Here is a 17,852-nt window from a genome sequence, read left to right on the forward strand (position 1 = left end):
CGGTTGCCAAGGGTGAGTTCGGCGGAGATGTCCTGCACCGCGTCGTCGGACCGGCCGGCCAGCCATGCGGCGCCATTTTGTGGGAATCGAAACGCACCAAGAAATGGAGCCAGGGTTGGTTGGGGAAGCTCAGGGCTGATCAGCGGGCCGCAAAGGCGGACATTGCGCTTATGATCTCGGAAGCTCTGCCTGCCGGTGTGGAAACCTTCGATCTTCTGGACGGGGTCTATGTCGCCCATCCCAAATGCGCGATGCCGATCGCAATCATGCTGCGACAATCACTCATCGAGCTGGCGAACTCCCGCCTCGCCCAGGACGGCCAAGCCACCAAAATGGAGCAGGTCTATGGCTATCTGACCGGTCCGCGGTTCCGCCATCGCGTCGAGGCCATCGTCGAAAAGTTCTCTGATATGCAGGAGGACCTGGCCAAGGAACGCAAGGCCACAACACGCCTGTGGGCCAAGCGGGAGGCTCAAATACAAGGCGTAATCGAGTCGACCGCGGGGATGTACGGCGACTTGCAAGGCATCGCTGGAAAGGTGATGCAAGAAATTGACGGCTTGGAGGTCCTGGCCATTGAAACATCTCCGCCCGGTGCCGAATAGGCAATCGGTATGCAGCTCAACAGGAAAACGATTGGCAATCTGGAGCGGCTTCCCCAGACATACCCATCGGACTCCTCGGATAGGGTAAGCAAAAGAAGCCCGCCCACCCGAGGCAATCGTCGTGCCTAGCCGACGGCCTCTTATCTAAGGTCTTGACTCGTTAATCGCCATATGGCTATATAGTCATATGGCAATATATGGACCCACCGGCGACCGTCTGAGCAAGGCATTCTCGGCCCTCTCCGATCCCACGCGACGCGCGATCCTGGCCCGCCTTGCGACGGGCGAAGCCACGGTGTCGGAACTGCTGGCACCATTCGAACTCAGTCAACCCACGATCTCCAAGCATCTCAAGGTGCTGGAGGATGCGGGTTTCATCGAACGCGGACGTGATGCGCAGCGGCGACCGCGCAAGCTGGTGACAACGGCTCTCAAGGATATTGCCGACTGGGTAGAGCCGTTTCGCAGCCAATGGGAAGACAGGCTCGACAATCTGGATCGCCACCTCGAAAAAATGGGCAAAAAGGAGAAGTAGCATGCTGGCAGGGATCGCGAACACCGACCTGATACTCGACCGGGACAAGCACACGATCATTCTGACGCGCGTGCTTGCTGCGCCCTGTGAACAGGTCTTCGAGGCATGGACGCAGCCGGAGCATGTGGCATGCTGGTGGGATCCATCAGGCGAACCGCTCGCACAATGCGAGATCGACCTGCGTCCGGGAGGGGCCTTCAGGTTCGTCAACCGGCATCCCCCTGGCGCCAACCAGTTCGCTGGCGTCTATCGCGAGATCGCACCGCCGCGTCATCTCGTCTTCGAAGCAATGGGGGCGATCGGGCGTGTCATTCTCGACGAGACTGGCGGCAAGACGTTTCTGACGGTGAGGATCGAGTGCGGCTCGGCGGAACGGTTGGAGCAATATCTGAAAATGGGCATCGACACCGGAACGGCCAAGACATTGGACAACCTTGCCGCACATATTGGCGCGATGGCACAACGGACATCCAGCTCTCCGTCAACTGCTCCGAGCAGCGGCGAGTAACATTAGATGCAACAATCAATCTGGACAGCGGCAGATGCGGCTCTGGTGGCGTATGCCATCACCTGCGTCGTTCTATGCCTTAATCTTCTGATGCTCTGGGCTTCCAGCGGGGCGATCCGCGCGAAGGGTGGCGTGGCAATCAATCCGGAGGATGGGGCTCGCTATGGTGTACCCGTGTCAGAAATTGACCCGCCAACTGTCGCGCGGCTCCTGCGCGCACACCGCAATGCCGAGGCCACGATCTATCCATTTCTGCTGCTGGGCCTGCTCTTTGTTTTCACGGGAGGAAAGGCAGCAATTGCAATTCCCATTTTCGCAATTTTTGTAGTCGCCAGGATCGTACATTCGATAGTCTATCTGAAGGCCATGCAGCCTTGGCGCACGATCGCTTTTGCAGTCTCCCTGCTCGCAATCGTTGTCCTGATGGGCGCCGTAGTCCACGATTTGCTCTTTGCCTGAGGTAGAACCGTATGTCAGTACCGAAAGCTCCAATCCTGTCGTTCACGGACGTCGTCGCCATCGAGGCCTGCGTGTCGACTAGCGAAAGACTGACGAGGACGTCTGTTTGGGGTCGAACTTGCCTATTGGGAGAGCGGACATTCGCGGACCGCCACACTGCTATAGTCAATGCTATGGATCGACTCCAGCACCTGGTGCACGCGCGGCGGCCGTGATGATTTTGTCGGGATCGTCGGTCCAGACGAAGGGCTATGACTGCAGCTTGTGGTCGATGACGAAGCGGTTGATAGCGGAAACCAACCTGCCCTCAACACAGGACTGGTGATAGCCGGCGCACCGCCTGTCGTGCTGCCGCCATCGGTGCTCTTCGTTTTCTGAAGCGCTTTTTCGTGGACTCAATCGCAAGAGCATCGTCAGGGCGACCTGCGGTTTTCCACTATTATGATCGGCTCGTGCCCGAATTTTCTATCAACGTCGCCGCGACTCGAGTATTAGGTTCCGCTTATGGAGCGTCGACACGCCATCCGAAGGATCAGGGACGGACTTTGGGAAGTCTATGACATAGACAATGAAAAGGTTGTCTTGGTGGACAGCGTAGCTCTGACCAATTTGCGGGACGAAGAGGCACTCGATGCGTTGGAGTTGCTAATGGGTGGATTTCTTGTTGCGAGCAGGTTTCCAACGCTCGGTTGATGGTTTCTCCAGGGACACGTTCGCGCGCACGTCAGGCGAAGGCACCTCAAGCCTCTCATTGTGGGTTCCATCAGAACCGCAGGGCACGAGCTTCCAGCGCCAGTTGCCCTGCGGCGGGACGTTGGGGTGGCACCAAGCAGGCAGGAAGGACATCGCCATTACGCACCGATTTACGCGGCAAATCTTGGCTCGGGAACTCCCGTTACGCCGAGGCCGGTGATGGCAAAAAGGCTGCCGCGTAAAACTCCGTCGCCCGGAAAGCGCGGCAGCGGCGGCTTGGCCATCGAAGTGACGTACAGGGTGTCGAGCCTCGGCCCGCCGAACATGACGCTGGTGATCTTCTTGACGGGCATGTCGATGATGCGATCAACGCTGCCGTCGGGCGCGTAGCGGACCAGCCTGCCATCATAGACCAGCGCGTTCCACAGGAATCCTTCCGCATCGACAGTTGAGCCGTCAGCCGCCCCTCCCCGGCTGGTATCGACACGCGTGAAAGTGCGCCGGTTGGTGGCGGCACCGGTTGCGATGTCGTAGTCGTAGGCCCAGATCTCGCCGGTCCAGGTGTCGGCGAAATAGAAGGTGCGGTCGTCCGGGCTCCAGCACGGACCGTTCGAGCAGATGATGCCGGAATCTATTCTGGTAACGGAGAAATCCGGATCGAGCCGGTAGAGCCCGCCGGAGGGTCCTTCTTCCATCGTGTCCATTGAGCCGGCGAAGAAGCGGCCGCGCCGGTCGACCTTGCCGTCATTGAGCCGGTTCATCGGCCTGTCCGGCTCCGGATCGTGAATCGGCGTCACCTCGCCGGTGGCGAAATCAAGCAGATGGAAACCGCGCTGCAGCGATACCACAGCGCCGCCGCCGTCCTTGCGCAATGCCATCGAACCGATCTTCATCGGCACGTCCCAGCAACGGATCTCACTACCGTCGGCGGTTGCCCGAAACACACGCCCGTCGAAACTGTCGATCCAGTAGAGGCGCTCCTGTTCAACGTCCCACAGCGGTCCCTCGCCCAGCGTGGTCTTCACGTCCACCACGACTTCGATCTTCATGCCGTCCTCCTCTGTTCGAACCTTGCAGAAACCGGTCAAAACGCGACCTGATCGCCGCCCTTCAATGACAGGATTTCGCGGGCCTCGTCGGGCGTTGCCACTTCCATGCCGAGGCCTTCGACGATCTTGCGGGCAAGCACCACCTGCTCGGCATTCGACTTGGCAAGCCTGCCCCTACCGGCCCAAAGACTGTCTTCGAGCCCAACGCGAATGTTGCCGCCAAGCGCTGCCGATTGTGCCGCGATGCGCAACTGGCTGGCGCCCGCACCCAGCACCGACCAGCGGAACTGGTCGCCGAACAGGCGATCGGCGGTGCGCTTCATATGGGCGACGTCTTCCGGGTGCGTGCCGATGCCGCCGAGCAGGCCGAACACCGACTGCACGAAGAACGGCGGCTTCACCAGCCCGCGATCGGCGAAATGGGAGAGGTTATAGAGATGGGCGATGTCGTAGCACTCGAACTCGAAGCGGGTCCCATTGTCGTAGCAGGTTGCCAGTATGTATTCGATGTCCTTGAACGAGTTGCGGAAGACCAGATCACGCGTCGCTTCCAGATGCGGCTTTTCCCAATCGAACTTGAACGTCTCGTATTTGTCGGCGAGGTGATAGAGCCCGAAATTGATCGAGCCCATGTTGAGCGAGGCGACCTCCGGCTTGAACTGGGCGGCGGGGCGCACACGCTCCTCCACCTTCATGTAAGGACTGCCGCCGGTGGTGATGTTGATGGCGGCATTGGTGCCTTGCTTGACGCGCGGCAGGAAACGCGCGAACGCCTCTGGCGTCTGGTCGGGCTTGCCGGTCTCGGGGTCGCGGGCATGCAGATGCAGGATCGCCGCACCCGCCTCCGCCGCCGCGATCGCCTCGCGCGCGATCTGGTCCGGCGTGATCGGTAGATAAGGCGACATAGTCGGCGTGTGGATCGCCCCCGTCACCGCGCAGGTGATAATGACCTTGCCGCTGGGTTGCTGGGCGCCGGGCTTGCGGCTTGTTTGCGTCATTGTCCAAACTCCTGATCCGACTTTTTCTTGTGCGCCGCCAGCGCCATCAGCCGGCGGTCGCGCCAGACCTGCCGTTCGCCGAGTTCTTCCCGCGGCAGGCGCTTGCGACGCTCGGCCTCGACCGTTTCCATGACCTCGCCGGCCCAGTCGACGCGGCGCAGCATCTGCGGGAAGATGTTGGAATAGATCGCCTGATAGCGCTCGACATAGTCGCGCACACCACCCGGTGCATTGAGGTCGATCGTCTCGAACGGACCCATGAACGACCAGCGCAGCGCCAGCCCGTCGCGCAGGCCAGTGTCGACGTCCTCGACGCTGGCATAGCCGTCGGCGACGAGCCGAAACGCCTCCTCCAACAGCGCGCCTTGCAAGCGGTTCATGATGAAGCCGTCGAGCTCGCGCTTCATCACCAGTGGCGCATGGCCCGCCTCGACAAGAAACGCGCGGGTCCTTTCCACCGTTTCGGCGGAGGTCCATGGCGCCGGCACCACCTCCGCTGCCGGGATGAGATAGGGCGGATTGATCGGGTGCACGACGAGGCAGCGATGGCGCCCCTCAAGATGATCGGTGAATCTCGACGGCAACAGCGCCGAGGTGGAACTGGCGATCACCGCCTGCGGACCGGAAAGTGCGTCGATGCGGGAGAACACGTCACGCTTCACCTCGAGGTTTTCCGGCGTGTTCTCCTGGACATGGACGGCATCGGCCAGGGCCTCGCCAAGCTCCTCCACAATGGTGATGCGGCCAAGCACGGTATCGACCGCCTGTCCCCGCAGCAGATCGTTGGCGGCAAGGTCGCCGAGCACCCCAGCGATATAGTCGCGCGCACCGCTGGCCGCGGCCGGCGCCTGGTCCCACATGCGCACATCATGGCCGGCACGAGCGAAGCTTATCGCCCACGCTCGCCCGATGAAGCCGCTTCCGACAATTGCTACCTTCGCCATGATCTCCCCCTCAGAGTGTCTCGACGTTGCCGTCGACGCCGAGCGACTGGCCGGAAATGTTGATGCCCGCATCGGAAAGCAGGAAGGCCACCATCGCCGCGACATCGTATGGGCTGGTCATGCGGCGCAGCGAGATGTTCTGCAGATAGCGTTGTGTCATCTCCTCGTTTGAAACGCCGAGCTGCTTTGCCCGGTCGGCAATGACCTTGTCGATGCGCGGCCCTTCGATGATGCCGGGCAAGATGGCATTGACCCTGATCCCATGCGGTCCGAGTTCCTTGGCAAGGCTCTGGGTCAGGCCGACAACGCCGAACTTGGCAGCCGAGTACGGCGTGCGGAACGCGTAGCCATGGCGGCCGGCGGCCGAAGACATCGAGACGATCGAGCCGCCGCCCGCCGCCTTGATCAGCGGCACGGCACGGCGCGCGCACAGGAACTGGCCGGTCAGGCAGATATCTATGCAGCGCCGCCAGTCTGCCGGATCGATCTCATCGACCCCGCCGGTCGGCCCGGCAATGCCGGCATTGTTGATCAGGGCGTCGAGCCCGCCGAGCTTCTCCTTTATGGTCTCGAACAGTCGGTCGACATCGTCGTCGCGTGAAACGTCCGCTTTGACTGCGCCGGCGAGTGTGAGCCTCTCTGGAGCGGCGGCCAGCGCCTCGTCGGAAATGTCGCAGATCACGACACGCGCGCCGAGCCCCGACAGCGTCTCGGCAATAGCAAAGCCGATGCCGCCGGCACCCGCCGTGACCAGCACGCGTTGGCCTTTGAGCCCGGTCAGGAATTCGTCCGCCGATGCCGGTGCGCTGGAGCTCATTATTCCATTCCTTTCATTGAATTCGCCTTTCGCGCAGCGCCATGACCGCAGCGAGCACCACCAGCCCGAACAGGATCGCCCGCGTCGCGTAAGGCAGCGTCGTGCCGGCGAGCAGCATCTGCAACGCCGTCAAAAGCAGCACGCCCCCCAGCATGCCGAGATAGTGGCCGCGCCCGCCGGTGATCAGCGCACCGCCGACCACGACGACGGCGATCGAGGGCAGCAGATAATCGTCGCCCATGCCGAGGCTGGCCTGGCCGGAAAAGCCGGTCAGCATGATGCCGACGAGCCCTGCGCAGACCGCCGACAGCACATAGACGAGGATGAGCGTGCGCCCGACCGCGATGCCGGAGAGCTGGGCCGCGCGCAGGCTGTTGCCGATGCCATAAACCCGGCGGCCGAAAGGGGTGCGGCCAAGCAGCAGCACAGCAAACACGACGAAGGCGATCATGAACAGCACCACCGGCGTCACAACGAATACCTTCCCGGTCATGAACCAGCGCAGCATCGGCGAGGAGAAGCCGGCCGGCGTACCCTGCGAGTAAAGCAGCGCGACGCCTTGCAGAATGCCGTTGGTGGCCAGCGTCATCACGATCGGCGAAATGCCGAGGAAGACGATGCCGATGCCGTTGGCAAAACCGATCAGGCAAGCTGTGAGCAGCACCGCCGGCAGCGCATAGGCAAGTGCACCATCCGAGCCGTTGACCATGCCGGCAAGCAGGATGCCCGAGAGACCGATCGTCCACGGCACCGACAGGTCGAGCCCGCCGGTGAGGATTACGCTGCCTTGCCCAAGCGCCAGGACGGCGAGGAAGCTCGACAGCACGAAAAGCGAGTTCCAGTAGGTGACGTTGACGATGGCGCGTCCGAGCCAGATTTGGGTGATGATCACGACCACGGCCAGGCAGACATAGGCCGGCAGCGCATAACGCAGCGTCTCGGCGTTGCGTATATGGAAGGCCGGCTGCGGCGCCTGCTGATCGTCGGTGCTGCCACGCGCGATCCTCAGCCGCCGGTCGGTGCGATCGATCTGCGAGGGCAGCATTCCGGCGCGCCATGCGGCCAATCGCGCCCGCAGCGCACGCAGTTGGCGGGCGAGCACGGAGCCATGCGACAGCGAGCCGGCAAGCACGGCAAGGATCAGGATCGTGCCCTCGGCGATCGTCGAATAATAGGCCGAGACGTTGAGTACGAGCAGGATGTTGACGACCATCATCAGGATGTAGGCGCCGAAGACGGTGCCAACCGGCCCGCCTTGACCGCCGCCCAGCCTTGTACCGCCGACGACGACCGCCGCGAACATCGACAGCAACAACGGGTTACCGACGAGCGGATCGCCGCTGCCCGTCTGTGCGCTGATGAAGACGCCGGCGAGCCCGTAGCAGCCGCCGGCTATGACATAGACCAGGAAGCGCACGAGAACGACGCGCACGCCGACCGAAGCGGCCGCGTCCGGATCGCTGCCGACGGCATAAAGCGCGGTCCCGAAGCGTGTGCCTTTGAGCCAGAACCAGGCGAGCAGGACGACGCCGATGACCACCAGCGGCATCGGTATCCAACCGGCGATAGCATCACCGAGATAGAAGGCGCCAAGATCGGGCGAGACGAAGCCGCCCGGCTTGTCCATGACCAGCAGCGTTACTCCCTGCAGGATGAACATGGTCGACAGCGTGACGACGATAGGCTGCATGCGCAGGACGGCAATGAAGAAGCCGTTGAAGGCGCCGACCAGCATGCCGACCCCAATTCCGGCCAAGGTCCACAGCGCGACACTGGTGCCGGTCGCCATCGGATCCATACCTTTTGCCAGGACGACATTGACCAGCGAGATCACCGCGCCGGCGGACAGATCGAAACCGCCGGACAGGATGACCACCGTCTGGCCGATCGCCGCCAGCGCCGAGGTGGCGCCGCCGCTGGAGAGAAACGAAATGTCGAAATAGGTGAGCCGCCCGGCACTGACCAGATCGACGATAAGCAGGAGCACCGCAAAGACGATCGCCGCGATGATCGCGCCGCTGTGCCGCGCGAGAAGCCGCGTCAATGTCGCGGCCGGTGCCGCGGCGGGCAAACTCGTCACGCTCATTCCGCCGCCTCCCGGACCAACTCGCCTTGCCCCAGCGCCGGTCGCATGATCGCGCCTTCCGTGATGTGGTTGCCGGCAAGCTCCGCCACCAGGCGACCGTCATAGAGGACGAGCACTCGGTCGCATTGATGGACCAGCTCGGGAATTTCGGTTGAATGCAGAAGGATCGAGCCGCCGGCCGCCACATAGTCGCGCATCATCACATAGAGCTCGTGCTTGGTGCCGACGTCGATGCCGCGGGTTGGGTCGAAGAGCAGCAGGATGCGGCTCTCGGCGACCAGCCATTTGGCGATGGCGATCTTCTGCTGATTACCGCCCGAAAACGCCCCCGCCCTCGTCCACATGGCGCGGTGGTCGACCTCGACCGCCGAGAAGGCGGACTGGACGGCCCGCGCCTCCTCGTGCCTGCTGATCAGGCCAAATCGGGTAAAACGCGCGACGACCGGCAGCGATACGTTTTGCCGGCCCGAGAGCTTCAGGAACAGGCCTTCGGTCTTGCGGTCCTCCGGCACCAGCCCGATCGCCATGTTGGCCTTGAGCGCATCGGCGGGCGAGCCGAGCCAAACTTCGCGCCCGTCGACGAGTATATGGCCGCGCTCGATCTCGGCCATACCGAAGCAGGCGAGGAACAGGTCGAGCTGGCCCATGCCCTGAAGCCCGGCAATGCCGAGAATCTCGCCCTTGCGCAGGTCGAAACCGACGCCGTCGAGCTTCATGCCGGCCTTGAGATCGCGTACGCCGAGCACCGGCGGACCGAAGACCGCCTCGCTTTCGGGTTTCGGCGGAAAGGTCTGGGCGATGCTGCGACCGATGATCTTTTCGATCACTTCTCCATCCGGGACGTCGGCAACCGGCGCCGTCACGATGTGACGGCCGTTTCTGAGAATGGTCAGCGTGTCGCAGAAGGCCCGCACCTCTCGCATGCGGTGGGTGATGAACACGACCGTCGTGCCGGCGGCCTTAAGTCGCGCGATGATGCCGCCCAGCCATTCGACATCGCCGCCCGACAGCGTCGAGGTCGGTTCGTCGAGCAGGAGGATGCGCGGCTTGCGATAGAGCGCGCGCGCGATTTCGATCTTCTGGCGGACGGCGAGATCGAGGGTCGCGACCTCGGCATCAAGATCGACCGAAAAGCCGAGATCTGAAATGTGCTGGCGCACCGCCCTGCGCGCGCTCGCCCGCCTAATCAGGCCGCTCGGGCCGACAGGCGCGTAGGGCAGCAGCATGTTGTCGAGAACGCTGAGATCGCGCACCAGCGTCATTTCCTGGAAGGCTGTCTGCACGCCTTTGGCGTGCGCGGCGCGCGGCGAACCGAGTGGCGCCGGTTCACCAAGAACGGTGATTTGCCCTTCGTCGGGCCGCACCAGTCCCGACAGCAGCTTGACGAGCGTCGACTTGCCGGCACCGTTTTCGCCTAGCAGCGCGTGCACGCTGCCCGAAACGATCTCAAAGGAGACGCCATCGAGGGCGACCGTCGCGCCAAACGCCTTGCGGACGCCCTCTATGCCGACAGCTGTCGATTGCGCTGACATCATGATCCCAGTCCCGGCCTGCACGGGGTGCGTGGGAGTGCCTCCAAAGCACCCCACGCCCCATTCGGAGAGCCTTACTCCTCGGGCTGGCCGACAAGGGCGGCCGCGAGACCGATTTCAGGTGTCTGGTCGGAGAAGATCGAGGCGAACCAGCCGGGGTTGGAGACTAGCGACGGTTTGAAGGCGTTACAGCCAGCCTTCATCTCCGCCCAGGTGCCTTCGTCACAAAGCTTTATCGTGTCGTTGGTGACGACCGGCAGCGGCAGGATCGTCTTCTTGGCAACCTCCTTGCCGTCAAGCGCCTCGACCGCAAGCTTGAGGGCGAGCGCGCCGGAATAGGGCGGCGATGCATAGGAGATACGCGGCGCGCCGAGCGGCGCATAGGGAGAGGCTGCGCCCTCGACCTCCGTGCCCTCCGGCAGCATCTGGATGCGCCCGCCATTGGAGCCCTCGCCGGCGCAAGGCAGCAGTTCGCTGCTCTTCTTGCCGGCCTCGAGCTGCATGGAATTGGCGGTGAAGCAGCCGACCTGCATCCACAGCCCATTTATGTCGTCCCAGCTGCGCGTCGCCAATATCTTGGAAAGTTCGGTACGAGCCACCGCCTGGCTCCACATACCGACAGCCTCGCCCACGATCTTGATGTCGGGATGCTTGGCAAACACCTCCTTTGCGGCCTTGGTGCGCAGATCGTCGACCGAGGTGCCGGGAACGCCGGTCACTGCGATGATGTTGCCCTTGCCATTGAGCTTCTTGACCAGCCACTCCGCCGTCACGCGGCCAGCCTCTTCCTGATCGATATGGACGTTGTAGGCGCAGGGCTCTGTGATCTCGGCATCATAGGCAAACACCTTTACCCCCTTGTCGCAGGCGTTCTTCACCACCTGGTTGAGCGCTGTCGGCGAGATCGGGAAGATCACGATGGCTTCGGCACCTGCCTGCACCATCGCGTTGATCTGCTGGATCTGGCGCTGTGCGTTCGGCCCGGCCACCTGAACCTGGAGGTCGACCTTGTCGGCCATGCTCTTGTGCGACGCCATCGCCTTGACCATGTTGGCGGCCTCGGCCTGCCAATCATTGCCGATGAAGCTCATGCTGAGAAATATTTTGTGCTTTCCGGCCGCCTCGGCCGCCGACATCCCAAAGGCGCAAACAGCCATGCCGGCAAGCAGCGCGAGCCGCCGGGCTTTCGATCCGATACCCATTCGAAACTCCTCCCAGTTCAGACGACCAAATGCCTCCCAAGGGCACGAAACGTGCTCCTTGTCATTCGATGCAGCTGACCGTATCAAAGCCGGATACGCCGGCGCTTGACGCGGCAATCTGAACCTTGCATTCCGGGCACAGGCGCCGGGTAGGACAAGAGCGTCGCCGTTTGGGGAAAGGTAGGCACAGATGGCTGGGGCGGCATTCAGGAAGCCGGGCGTCGAGATCACGCCGCTGTCCAGGGAAACCCTGCAGGACAGGGTTTACCGGCACGTCACCGAGTTGATCCTCGACGGCAGTATCGTTCCAGGTGAAATGGTGACGGTGCAGAGCCTCGCCGACGCTTTCGGCGTCAGCCCCATGCCGGTTCGCGAGGCCCTGCGGCGTCTGAGCGCCGCCAACGCATTGATGGTGGTTTCGGGCCGTTCGATCGGGATACCGGCATTAAGCCGCGCGCGACTCATCGATCTCAGGAACGTGAGGTTTGAGATCGAGGCGATCGCCGCCGCATGGGCGGCCGAGCGAATGGACGATCCCAGCGTGGCGCTGCTGCGCCAGCATCTGGACGCACTCGAACAGGCCAATGCCGCCGGAGACGTCAAATCCTACCTCAGGGCCAACTACGCCTTTCATTTCTCCATCTATCGAGCCGCGGGTTCGGAAAACATGCTCAACATCATCGAGAACCTGTGGCTGCAGATCAGTCCCTATTTCAACATGCTGCACGATTCTGGAAATTATTCGACCGCCAACCAGCACCATCAGCAGATGTTTGCAGCGCTGCGAGATCGCAACGCGGAAGCTGTCCGGGCCGCGGTTCGCGCTGACATCGACGCGGCTTTCACAGTGCTGATCAAACTGCTGAAGTAACATTCAGGTCGCCATAAGCGACATGCCGCCTCCATTGCTAATCAGACTTCCAGTTCTTTTTCCGCCCACTCCGCGAACTTTTCCAACTTGTCGAGCAGGCTCTCGGCTTCGGCTAGTGATTTTGCCCTGATTCCGTATTGAGCTTCGTCCTTCTCATCGAGCATGCTCCGCAACCTGCTGGCCTGCGCTGCAGGAAGGCGATTTCCAAGCGCATCACGCATGGTTTTCACCACGGCCGCATGATCCGCGCGGTTGATCGTTCCTGCAAATCGGGCAGTGAGCGCATCGGCGTATGCTATTGCCGCATTCACGATCTGCGACATAGCCGGATTGCCGATGTCACCCGTTTCAGACATTGCCACCTCCAAACGGGCAGCCTTCAAATATGAGCGGGCGATGCGTAATCGCCCCTCGCCAAAGCCTGTCTCGACTGCTTTCGTCGCACCTCTTCTGGTCATGCCAACGCCTTCTGGCGAGTTTTTGTTGCGAGTTCGTCCGGGCGTGGACCCAAGACGAGCAGGGCATTTGCTTCGACGCCACCCCACCAAGGGTCTCCCGTGCTCGACAGCCTCGCCACATCCTGCGGAGTGAGTCCCACCACCGAGGGATTGAAGCCAAGCTCTTCACCGTGGGTCACCAGTGCCTCACGGATCTCTTGGAGCGCGCTTTCTAGCTTTTCGGATGGCGTAACCACTGCGATGTCGAGATCGCTGTCTGGACGGTCCTCGCCCCTCGCCACGCTGCCGTAAATCCAGGCCGCGAGTACGTTCGGCCGAACTGCGGAGACCGCCTCAGTGACTACAGCGCGAATGTTGGAATACCTAAGCGCCTCCTGCTCAAAGAGGGTTTCCAGTGATGTCGCCAGTGGATGGCGATCATTCAACCGATAAAGACGAGCCCTGCCCGTTCCCTCTGAAGATACGATGCCAATCCCCTCCAAGGTTGCGAGAGCAGACCACACGCTTGCCCTCGCAAGCCCGCTACGAGCCGCAAGCAACGGTGAAGAAAGCAAGCCGCCGTGCCGGGATAATTCCCGGAGCAATCTCACGCTTGCGTCGGTGCCGAGCATAATGGTGAGTGGATAGCGCAAAGCGCTTTGAGCGGTCGAGCGTGTCATGGCGCAAGTTCCTTCTGCTCTGGAGCCATAGCACGTCGCCTGCCGGGTATCAAATCTGATGTTTTGTTTTCTAAACAGATGTCCTGTTATCTGAGCCTTGGCGGCTGCTGCGCCGCTATCACGAACGCATCCGAGAGATGTTGATCGCCACGTTCATCCAGTCCATCGTAGGAGCAAGAGCAAGATGCCGCTCTATCTTATCCATTTCATTATCTTCTTTCTGCTTCAGTCCGTCCAATGCCCGGTCGGCGGCGAACGGCGAGCTTCTCCTCCCGATAGAGCCGGAACAGCTTCTTGTGGTTCACGACCAGGCCCTCCCGCCTCAGCATCACGAGAAGACGCCGGTAGCCGAACCGGCGACGCTGCTGCGCGATCGCCTTCATCCGCTCGCGAAGCTCGCGGTCGTCCGGCCCGCTGGTCTCGTAGCGAACCGTCATGCGGCAACAGCCGATGGGTTTACACGCCCGCCGTTCGCTCATCCCGAAGCCTTCCTTCAGGCAAGCGACAGCTTTCCGCTTGGCCGCGGGCGTCACCATTTCTTTCCCACAAGATCCTTCAACGCGGCATTGTCGAGCATGGCGTCGGCCAGAAGCCGCTTCAGCCGCGTGTTCTCGTCCTCCAGCGCCTTCAGTCGCCGAGCCTCGGAGACATCCATCCCGCCGAAGCGGGCCTTCCAGTTGTAAATCGAGGCGTCGCTGACCCCGTGCTTGCGGCACAGATCGGCAACCGATACCCCGGCCTCATGTTCCTTCAAAATTCCGATGATCTGCTCTTCAGAGAAGCGGCTACGTTTCATGTCCTGGTCCTCTCGATAGGCCAGAACGAACTTCAAACCGGATTAGATAAGAGGGGCAAGGTCATCGGCGCTCAACAACACGATCTCGGCGCGCCAAACGTGCTTCTGCGGGCTGTTACAGTCTTTGACCAAGGCAACCGAACGCCGATGGTCAGAAGGCGAGACGGTGGAGGAGATTCCTGTGCGCATGCGCCAGACTCGCACACGGGCAGGCAAAAGGGAATCCCGGTCCGGACTCTTATGATCAGGCAGGAACCAATAGTTTCTCAACCTGCACCGACACCGGCAAAACTCGAGCGGTGTCTAGCGGACTAAATCCTGGACGAAGGCTCATTCGGCATGCATTGCAGAACGCAGAGGTGCATTGAATGGATGTGTAGACAGGGCCGCTTTACGGCGGACGGCCATTCACGCGGAAGCAATTTCAAACTTTGACACTGCGGGGCTATGCCTGCTAGTTGCGTACCGTTTCGAAAAGGAGTCCGGTTAGATGGCCGGTTCGACGTCACCGGGCCGATCTATACTGACGGACTAGCGACGGCATTCCCATTCACATCTCAGGCCAAGACAATAACCGAGGTGTCGGTCGAGTCTATGGGGATGACGGAATCGCTACGGTTGTTAGCACGTCAGCCTACACTGTGACACTGAACGGCGACGGAACCGGAACGGTCACCTTTCCAACCGCACCAAGAGTCCGTCTGAGGCTGTTCATCCTTTCTGGTTGCGAGGCACCAAAAAGTCAATTTTGAATGCCATATCCGCTTTCCGAAGATACCAAATATTGAAGTGGTCAGTCCGTCGGCACTTTGGGACGTGTGGTTGAAAAATGATATCTCTCGATCGATCGGTTTCGCCAGGAAATGCAGGTTTTACGACCACTCGGAGGTCGTTTTTGTCTGGTTGCGCTGCAACCATAGTCGGCATCGGTCCGGCCACGAGCGCGTCTGAATTTCTGGACGGCCAGAATTTCGAGAGCGATCCCGGCGGTGATGCAATGTCTGTCGGATTGTTTACGACCATCTCAGATCTAACGATCCCAGCCGGCATAGACGCCATCACAACGAGCGGCTATTCGATGCTCGGCATGGGGGCCGCAAAGTATGTTTACGACCCAGTTGTAGACGCGGCTTACTCGGCAGCCAACCCTCGCACCTCAGCGCTGAGTCTTAACGGGCGAGGTTTCAAGTTGTGCGACGCTCGCGTAGAGATCGAGCAGTTCGGTGCCCTGGGCGATGGTTTCGCCAACGACGATGGCGCGTTTGCCGCCTTCAACGGGTGGGCGCTTGCACGGCCCACCGGAACTGCCGTGCATCTCCATCTCGGCCGCAGCAAAGTGTATGGTTTTACCAACCCGCGTTGGGTACAAAAAATCCCTTACCTGCGTGTCCATGGTCACGGGTCGCGGTTGCACAATCTCGGGCTTTCCCGTCAAAACTCCGTTTTCGGCCTTATTAGTGCTGACGTCACGTCTTACCACAGGGGCGGAATTAACCTCGACGTAGACCGCTATCGGATCGCGACTACGGCAATTGCTGACACTAGCGTAACCTGCCTCGCGCCCGCGGATGCTTCGAACTTCATTGCCGGTCGATATCTCCTTGTTGCCAGCTTCGATCAGCAGTTTGCGGGCTTCCCGTTTAACGCCCGCTATTTTGAATATGCTAAAATAGTTTCATCTGACCCGACGACCGGTAAGATCATTCTCGATCGCGAACTGAAGTACGCGCATAGCCAGAACTTCCCATATAAGGCTTCCTACGCCAATGGCGATGGACGGGCGTCAATCTACAGCATCGATCAAAACGGCAACGTTTTCGATATTGACCACGAATACGAAGACTTAACCTTTTCCTTCTCTAATCGTCAGACATATAATTGCATCACGATATCAGGGAGAAAGGTTGTTCTTCGCAATGTTACTTGCAACTGGATCTTGCGGACTCAGGGCGAATACTTAGAAACCAACAATTGCAAGATCACAGTCGATAGCGGCGAAGTCGACAAGCTGATCACGACCTGCTTATCGAATTGCGATGAATTCACGGGGCTCGTTGCAAGCGGAACTGGCGTTGAAAACATGATTTTCAACCGCCCTATCTTTCATAAAGGCTGGCGCCTTAATTCAAAAAACTTGACCATCATTAATCCGACCGATCGCGCATCGTCGGCCGTGAGGTCGTCCATCCAAACCGGCGTGGGTTTCTGCGAAAACCTGAACATCCTTGGCGGCACGATGACATATCCGCCGACCTATGCGCGCGGACTGACTCAGGAGGGCGGCGGATATTTGACATTGGGCAGCAGGGGGGTAGCTTGGGATGGCACCAAGAAAACTATAAGCGTAAATCTGGTCACTGCGCCAGCGGCGGCTCGAATCTTTGCGAGCATGTGCTTTCTTGGACAACTTATTCGCGTACGCCAGACAACTGGGTTTGGACTTAGGACTTTTAATTTCGGACGAGTAACGAGCATCGTTGGTGATGGAAACGGCATTTGCTCAATTATTGCTGTGAATTTTCGGAAGAATTTAATTGGATCTGAGCGTTTGATAATCGATTCAGAACCTTTCAAAACGTTTATGTCAACAAATATAGAGAGTTCTGGCAAAACAATTGTGCGCGACTATGTCGTCTGCCCGAAGCAGAGTTTTGAACTTCGAAGCTTACAGCTTTCGGGCGGTGCAACGATGACCCATGTTATGAGCGGAGTCATGACTGGACTTCGAGTAACGGTGGTGCGCGCTTACAGCGGCGGCACCGACGGCAACAATACATTAACGATCAAGCCGAACGGCAGCTCTGGCGCCTTTATGGTTGTAATTGATCTGAAGACCCCTGGCACACGCGAGACGACGGTAGCGTATAATTATGGGTTCACTGGCTCTAACGGGGAGTCCACCGGGGCTAACCTCTCGGATATTTACCCGGCAAGCTTCTTCTCCGACTTAGTCCTGCTAACTTCAACGCTTGCTGGCACAGCAGATCAAATGCCGATCATCGACGTTCAGCTCGCTTTGTTCGACCCAGCCAACCGTCCGAGCGGCTAGGGTACGCGCGACCTCGAACTGGCTATCCCTTTGCGGTTGCTGCGATCCGCGGAGATGGGAATCTCGCGGCACCTTGCGTCTTCGATGCTTCGATGGACCGGTGAACGGCCGATGCTTCCGCGCGTAGCAGCCGAGCAGCCACTCTTTGCCGGTGCTTTGTACACTATGTTTACGGCCGACGGCGTGCCGCCTTGAGAGGTGACATCTCGATGAGGCTGGGCTTGTGCCGCGATGGCCTACAGGCGATCTCCTAACAACCTACGAAGCGTCAAAACCCGCGATGAGCCGCGCCAATCAGTGAAGAATCCAACCTGCGCAAATCTCAGCCTACTCGCAATCTACGTGACCGGGCACCTACGTTCTGGACAAGCTGCCTCCCTGCGCGGGATGTGGCCAATTTAGTCAGCCGGCTGCAGTTTGGCGAGGCCACGTCCGTACGCGCCAAAAGGGATGGCAATCAAATCGTTCCGCAACCTCCTCTTGACGAGGATCAGGACGAGCGTCGGCCATAGCAGCGTGCTCGTTAGGTCAAGGAAGCTATCGCCCCAGTAGATGCGGTAATGGTTCTGGGCGGTGTGGAGCGAGATCAAG

The 17,852-nt window shown here is 60.4% G+C and carries 15 protein-coding genes and 2 pseudogenes; 6 read left to right on the forward strand and 11 right to left on the reverse strand.

Features of this window, described 5'->3' with window-relative positions; all coding sequences use genetic code 11:
- The 4 genes from NKH49_RS26445 to NKH49_RS26460 form a co-directional block, all read left to right on the forward strand.
- Positions 1–605: DUF2130 domain-containing protein (locus NKH49_RS26445; protein WP_352928613.1), on the forward strand; the 605-nt coding region annotated here is incomplete at its 5' end.
- 187 nt (positions 606–792) lie between these two features.
- The gene (locus tag NKH49_RS26450; RefSeq protein ID WP_352473191.1) at positions 793–1,140 is read left to right on the forward strand and encodes an ArsR/SmtB family transcription factor; all 348 of its coding nucleotides are present in this window, start codon (positions 793–795) and stop codon (positions 1,138–1,140) included.
- 1 nt (position 1,141) lies between these two features.
- Positions 1,142–1,648, forward strand: coding sequence for an SRPBCC family protein (locus tag NKH49_RS26455; protein ID WP_352473189.1), 507 nt, complete (start codon positions 1,142–1,144; stop codon positions 1,646–1,648).
- 6 nt (positions 1,649–1,654) lie between these two features.
- Positions 1,655–2,107: an MAPEG family protein gene (locus tag NKH49_RS26460; protein WP_352473188.1), complete on the forward strand. Its 453-nt coding sequence runs from the start codon at positions 1,655–1,657 to the stop codon at positions 2,105–2,107.
- Between the two features lie 863 nt (positions 2,108–2,970).
- Here NKH49_RS26460 and NKH49_RS26465 read toward each other — a convergent pair.
- From NKH49_RS26465 to NKH49_RS26495, 7 genes are all read right to left on the reverse strand, one after another.
- On the reverse strand, positions 2,971–3,849 hold the full coding sequence (locus tag NKH49_RS26465; RefSeq protein ID WP_352542530.1) for an SMP-30/gluconolactonase/LRE family protein: 879 nt from the start codon (positions 3,847–3,849) through the stop codon (positions 2,971–2,973).
- Positions 3,850–3,884: 35 nt separating this feature from the next.
- Positions 3,885–4,847 (reverse strand): 3,5-dioxohexanoate:acetyl-CoA acetone transferase, encoded by a 963-nt coding sequence (kce, locus tag NKH49_RS26470; protein WP_352686489.1) that lies wholly within the window; start codon positions 4,845–4,847, stop codon positions 3,885–3,887.
- Positions 4,844–5,791, reverse strand: a complete 948-nt coding sequence (locus NKH49_RS26475; RefSeq protein WP_352928615.1) for a 3-hydroxyacyl-CoA dehydrogenase — start codon at positions 5,789–5,791, stop codon at positions 4,844–4,846. Before NKH49_RS26475 ends, kce begins: the two co-directional genes overlap by 4 nt.
- Before the next feature lie 10 nt (positions 5,792–5,801).
- Positions 5,802–6,608, reverse strand: coding sequence for an SDR family oxidoreductase (locus tag NKH49_RS26480; RefSeq protein ID WP_352923060.1), 807 nt, complete (start codon positions 6,606–6,608; stop codon positions 5,802–5,804).
- A 13-nt stretch (positions 6,609–6,621) separates the two neighbouring features.
- Entirely contained in the window at positions 6,622–8,694 is a 2,073-nt protein-coding gene (locus NKH49_RS26485) for an ABC transporter permease (protein WP_352928617.1), read from the reverse strand.
- The gene (locus tag NKH49_RS26490; RefSeq protein WP_352928619.1) at positions 8,691–10,229 is read right to left on the reverse strand and encodes a sugar ABC transporter ATP-binding protein; all 1,539 of its coding nucleotides are present in this window, start codon (positions 10,227–10,229) and stop codon (positions 8,691–8,693) included. The genes NKH49_RS26485 and NKH49_RS26490 overlap by 4 nt, the downstream gene beginning before the upstream one ends.
- A gap of 71 nt (positions 10,230–10,300) precedes the next feature.
- Positions 10,301–11,428, reverse strand: a complete 1,128-nt coding sequence (locus tag NKH49_RS26495; RefSeq protein ID WP_352473178.1) for a sugar ABC transporter substrate-binding protein — start codon at positions 11,426–11,428, stop codon at positions 10,301–10,303.
- 190 nt (positions 11,429–11,618) lie between these two features.
- Here NKH49_RS26495 and NKH49_RS26500 point away from each other — a divergent pair, with 190 nt between their 5' ends.
- Entirely contained in the window at positions 11,619–12,299 is a 681-nt protein-coding gene (locus NKH49_RS26500) for a GntR family transcriptional regulator (RefSeq protein ID WP_352473177.1), read from the forward strand.
- A gap of 41 nt (positions 12,300–12,340) precedes the next feature.
- Here the strand turns inward: NKH49_RS26500 and NKH49_RS26505 are convergent, their stop codons facing one another.
- The 4 genes and pseudogenes from NKH49_RS26505 to NKH49_RS26520 all read right to left on the reverse strand — a co-directional run.
- The gene (locus tag NKH49_RS26505; protein WP_352928621.1) at positions 12,341–12,757 is read right to left on the reverse strand and encodes a hypothetical protein; all 417 of its coding nucleotides are present in this window, start codon (positions 12,755–12,757) and stop codon (positions 12,341–12,343) included.
- Entirely contained in the window at positions 12,754–13,416 is a 663-nt protein-coding gene (locus tag NKH49_RS26510; RefSeq protein WP_352928622.1) for a nucleotidyltransferase domain-containing protein, read from the reverse strand. The genes NKH49_RS26505 and NKH49_RS26510 overlap by 4 nt, the downstream gene beginning before the upstream one ends.
- A 215-nt stretch (positions 13,417–13,631) precedes the next feature.
- Positions 13,632–14,212, reverse strand: a pseudogene (locus NKH49_RS26515) (transposase); the annotation flags it as partial.
- A gap of 57 nt (positions 14,213–14,269) precedes the next feature.
- A pseudogene (locus tag NKH49_RS26520) lies at positions 14,270–14,401 on the reverse strand (IS630 family transposase); the annotation flags it as partial.
- A 706-nt stretch (positions 14,402–15,107) separates the two neighbouring features.
- Here NKH49_RS26520 and NKH49_RS26525 point away from each other — a divergent pair.
- On the forward strand, positions 15,108–17,261 hold the full coding sequence (locus NKH49_RS26525) for a hypothetical protein (RefSeq protein ID WP_352687083.1): 2,154 nt from the start codon (positions 15,108–15,110) through the stop codon (positions 17,259–17,261).
- The last annotated feature ends 591 nt before the right edge of the window (positions 17,262–17,852 follow it).

Origin of the sequence: Mesorhizobium sp. M1088, assembly GCF_040318575.1 — a bacterium.
Lineage (GTDB): Bacteria > Pseudomonadota > Alphaproteobacteria > Rhizobiales > Rhizobiaceae > Mesorhizobium.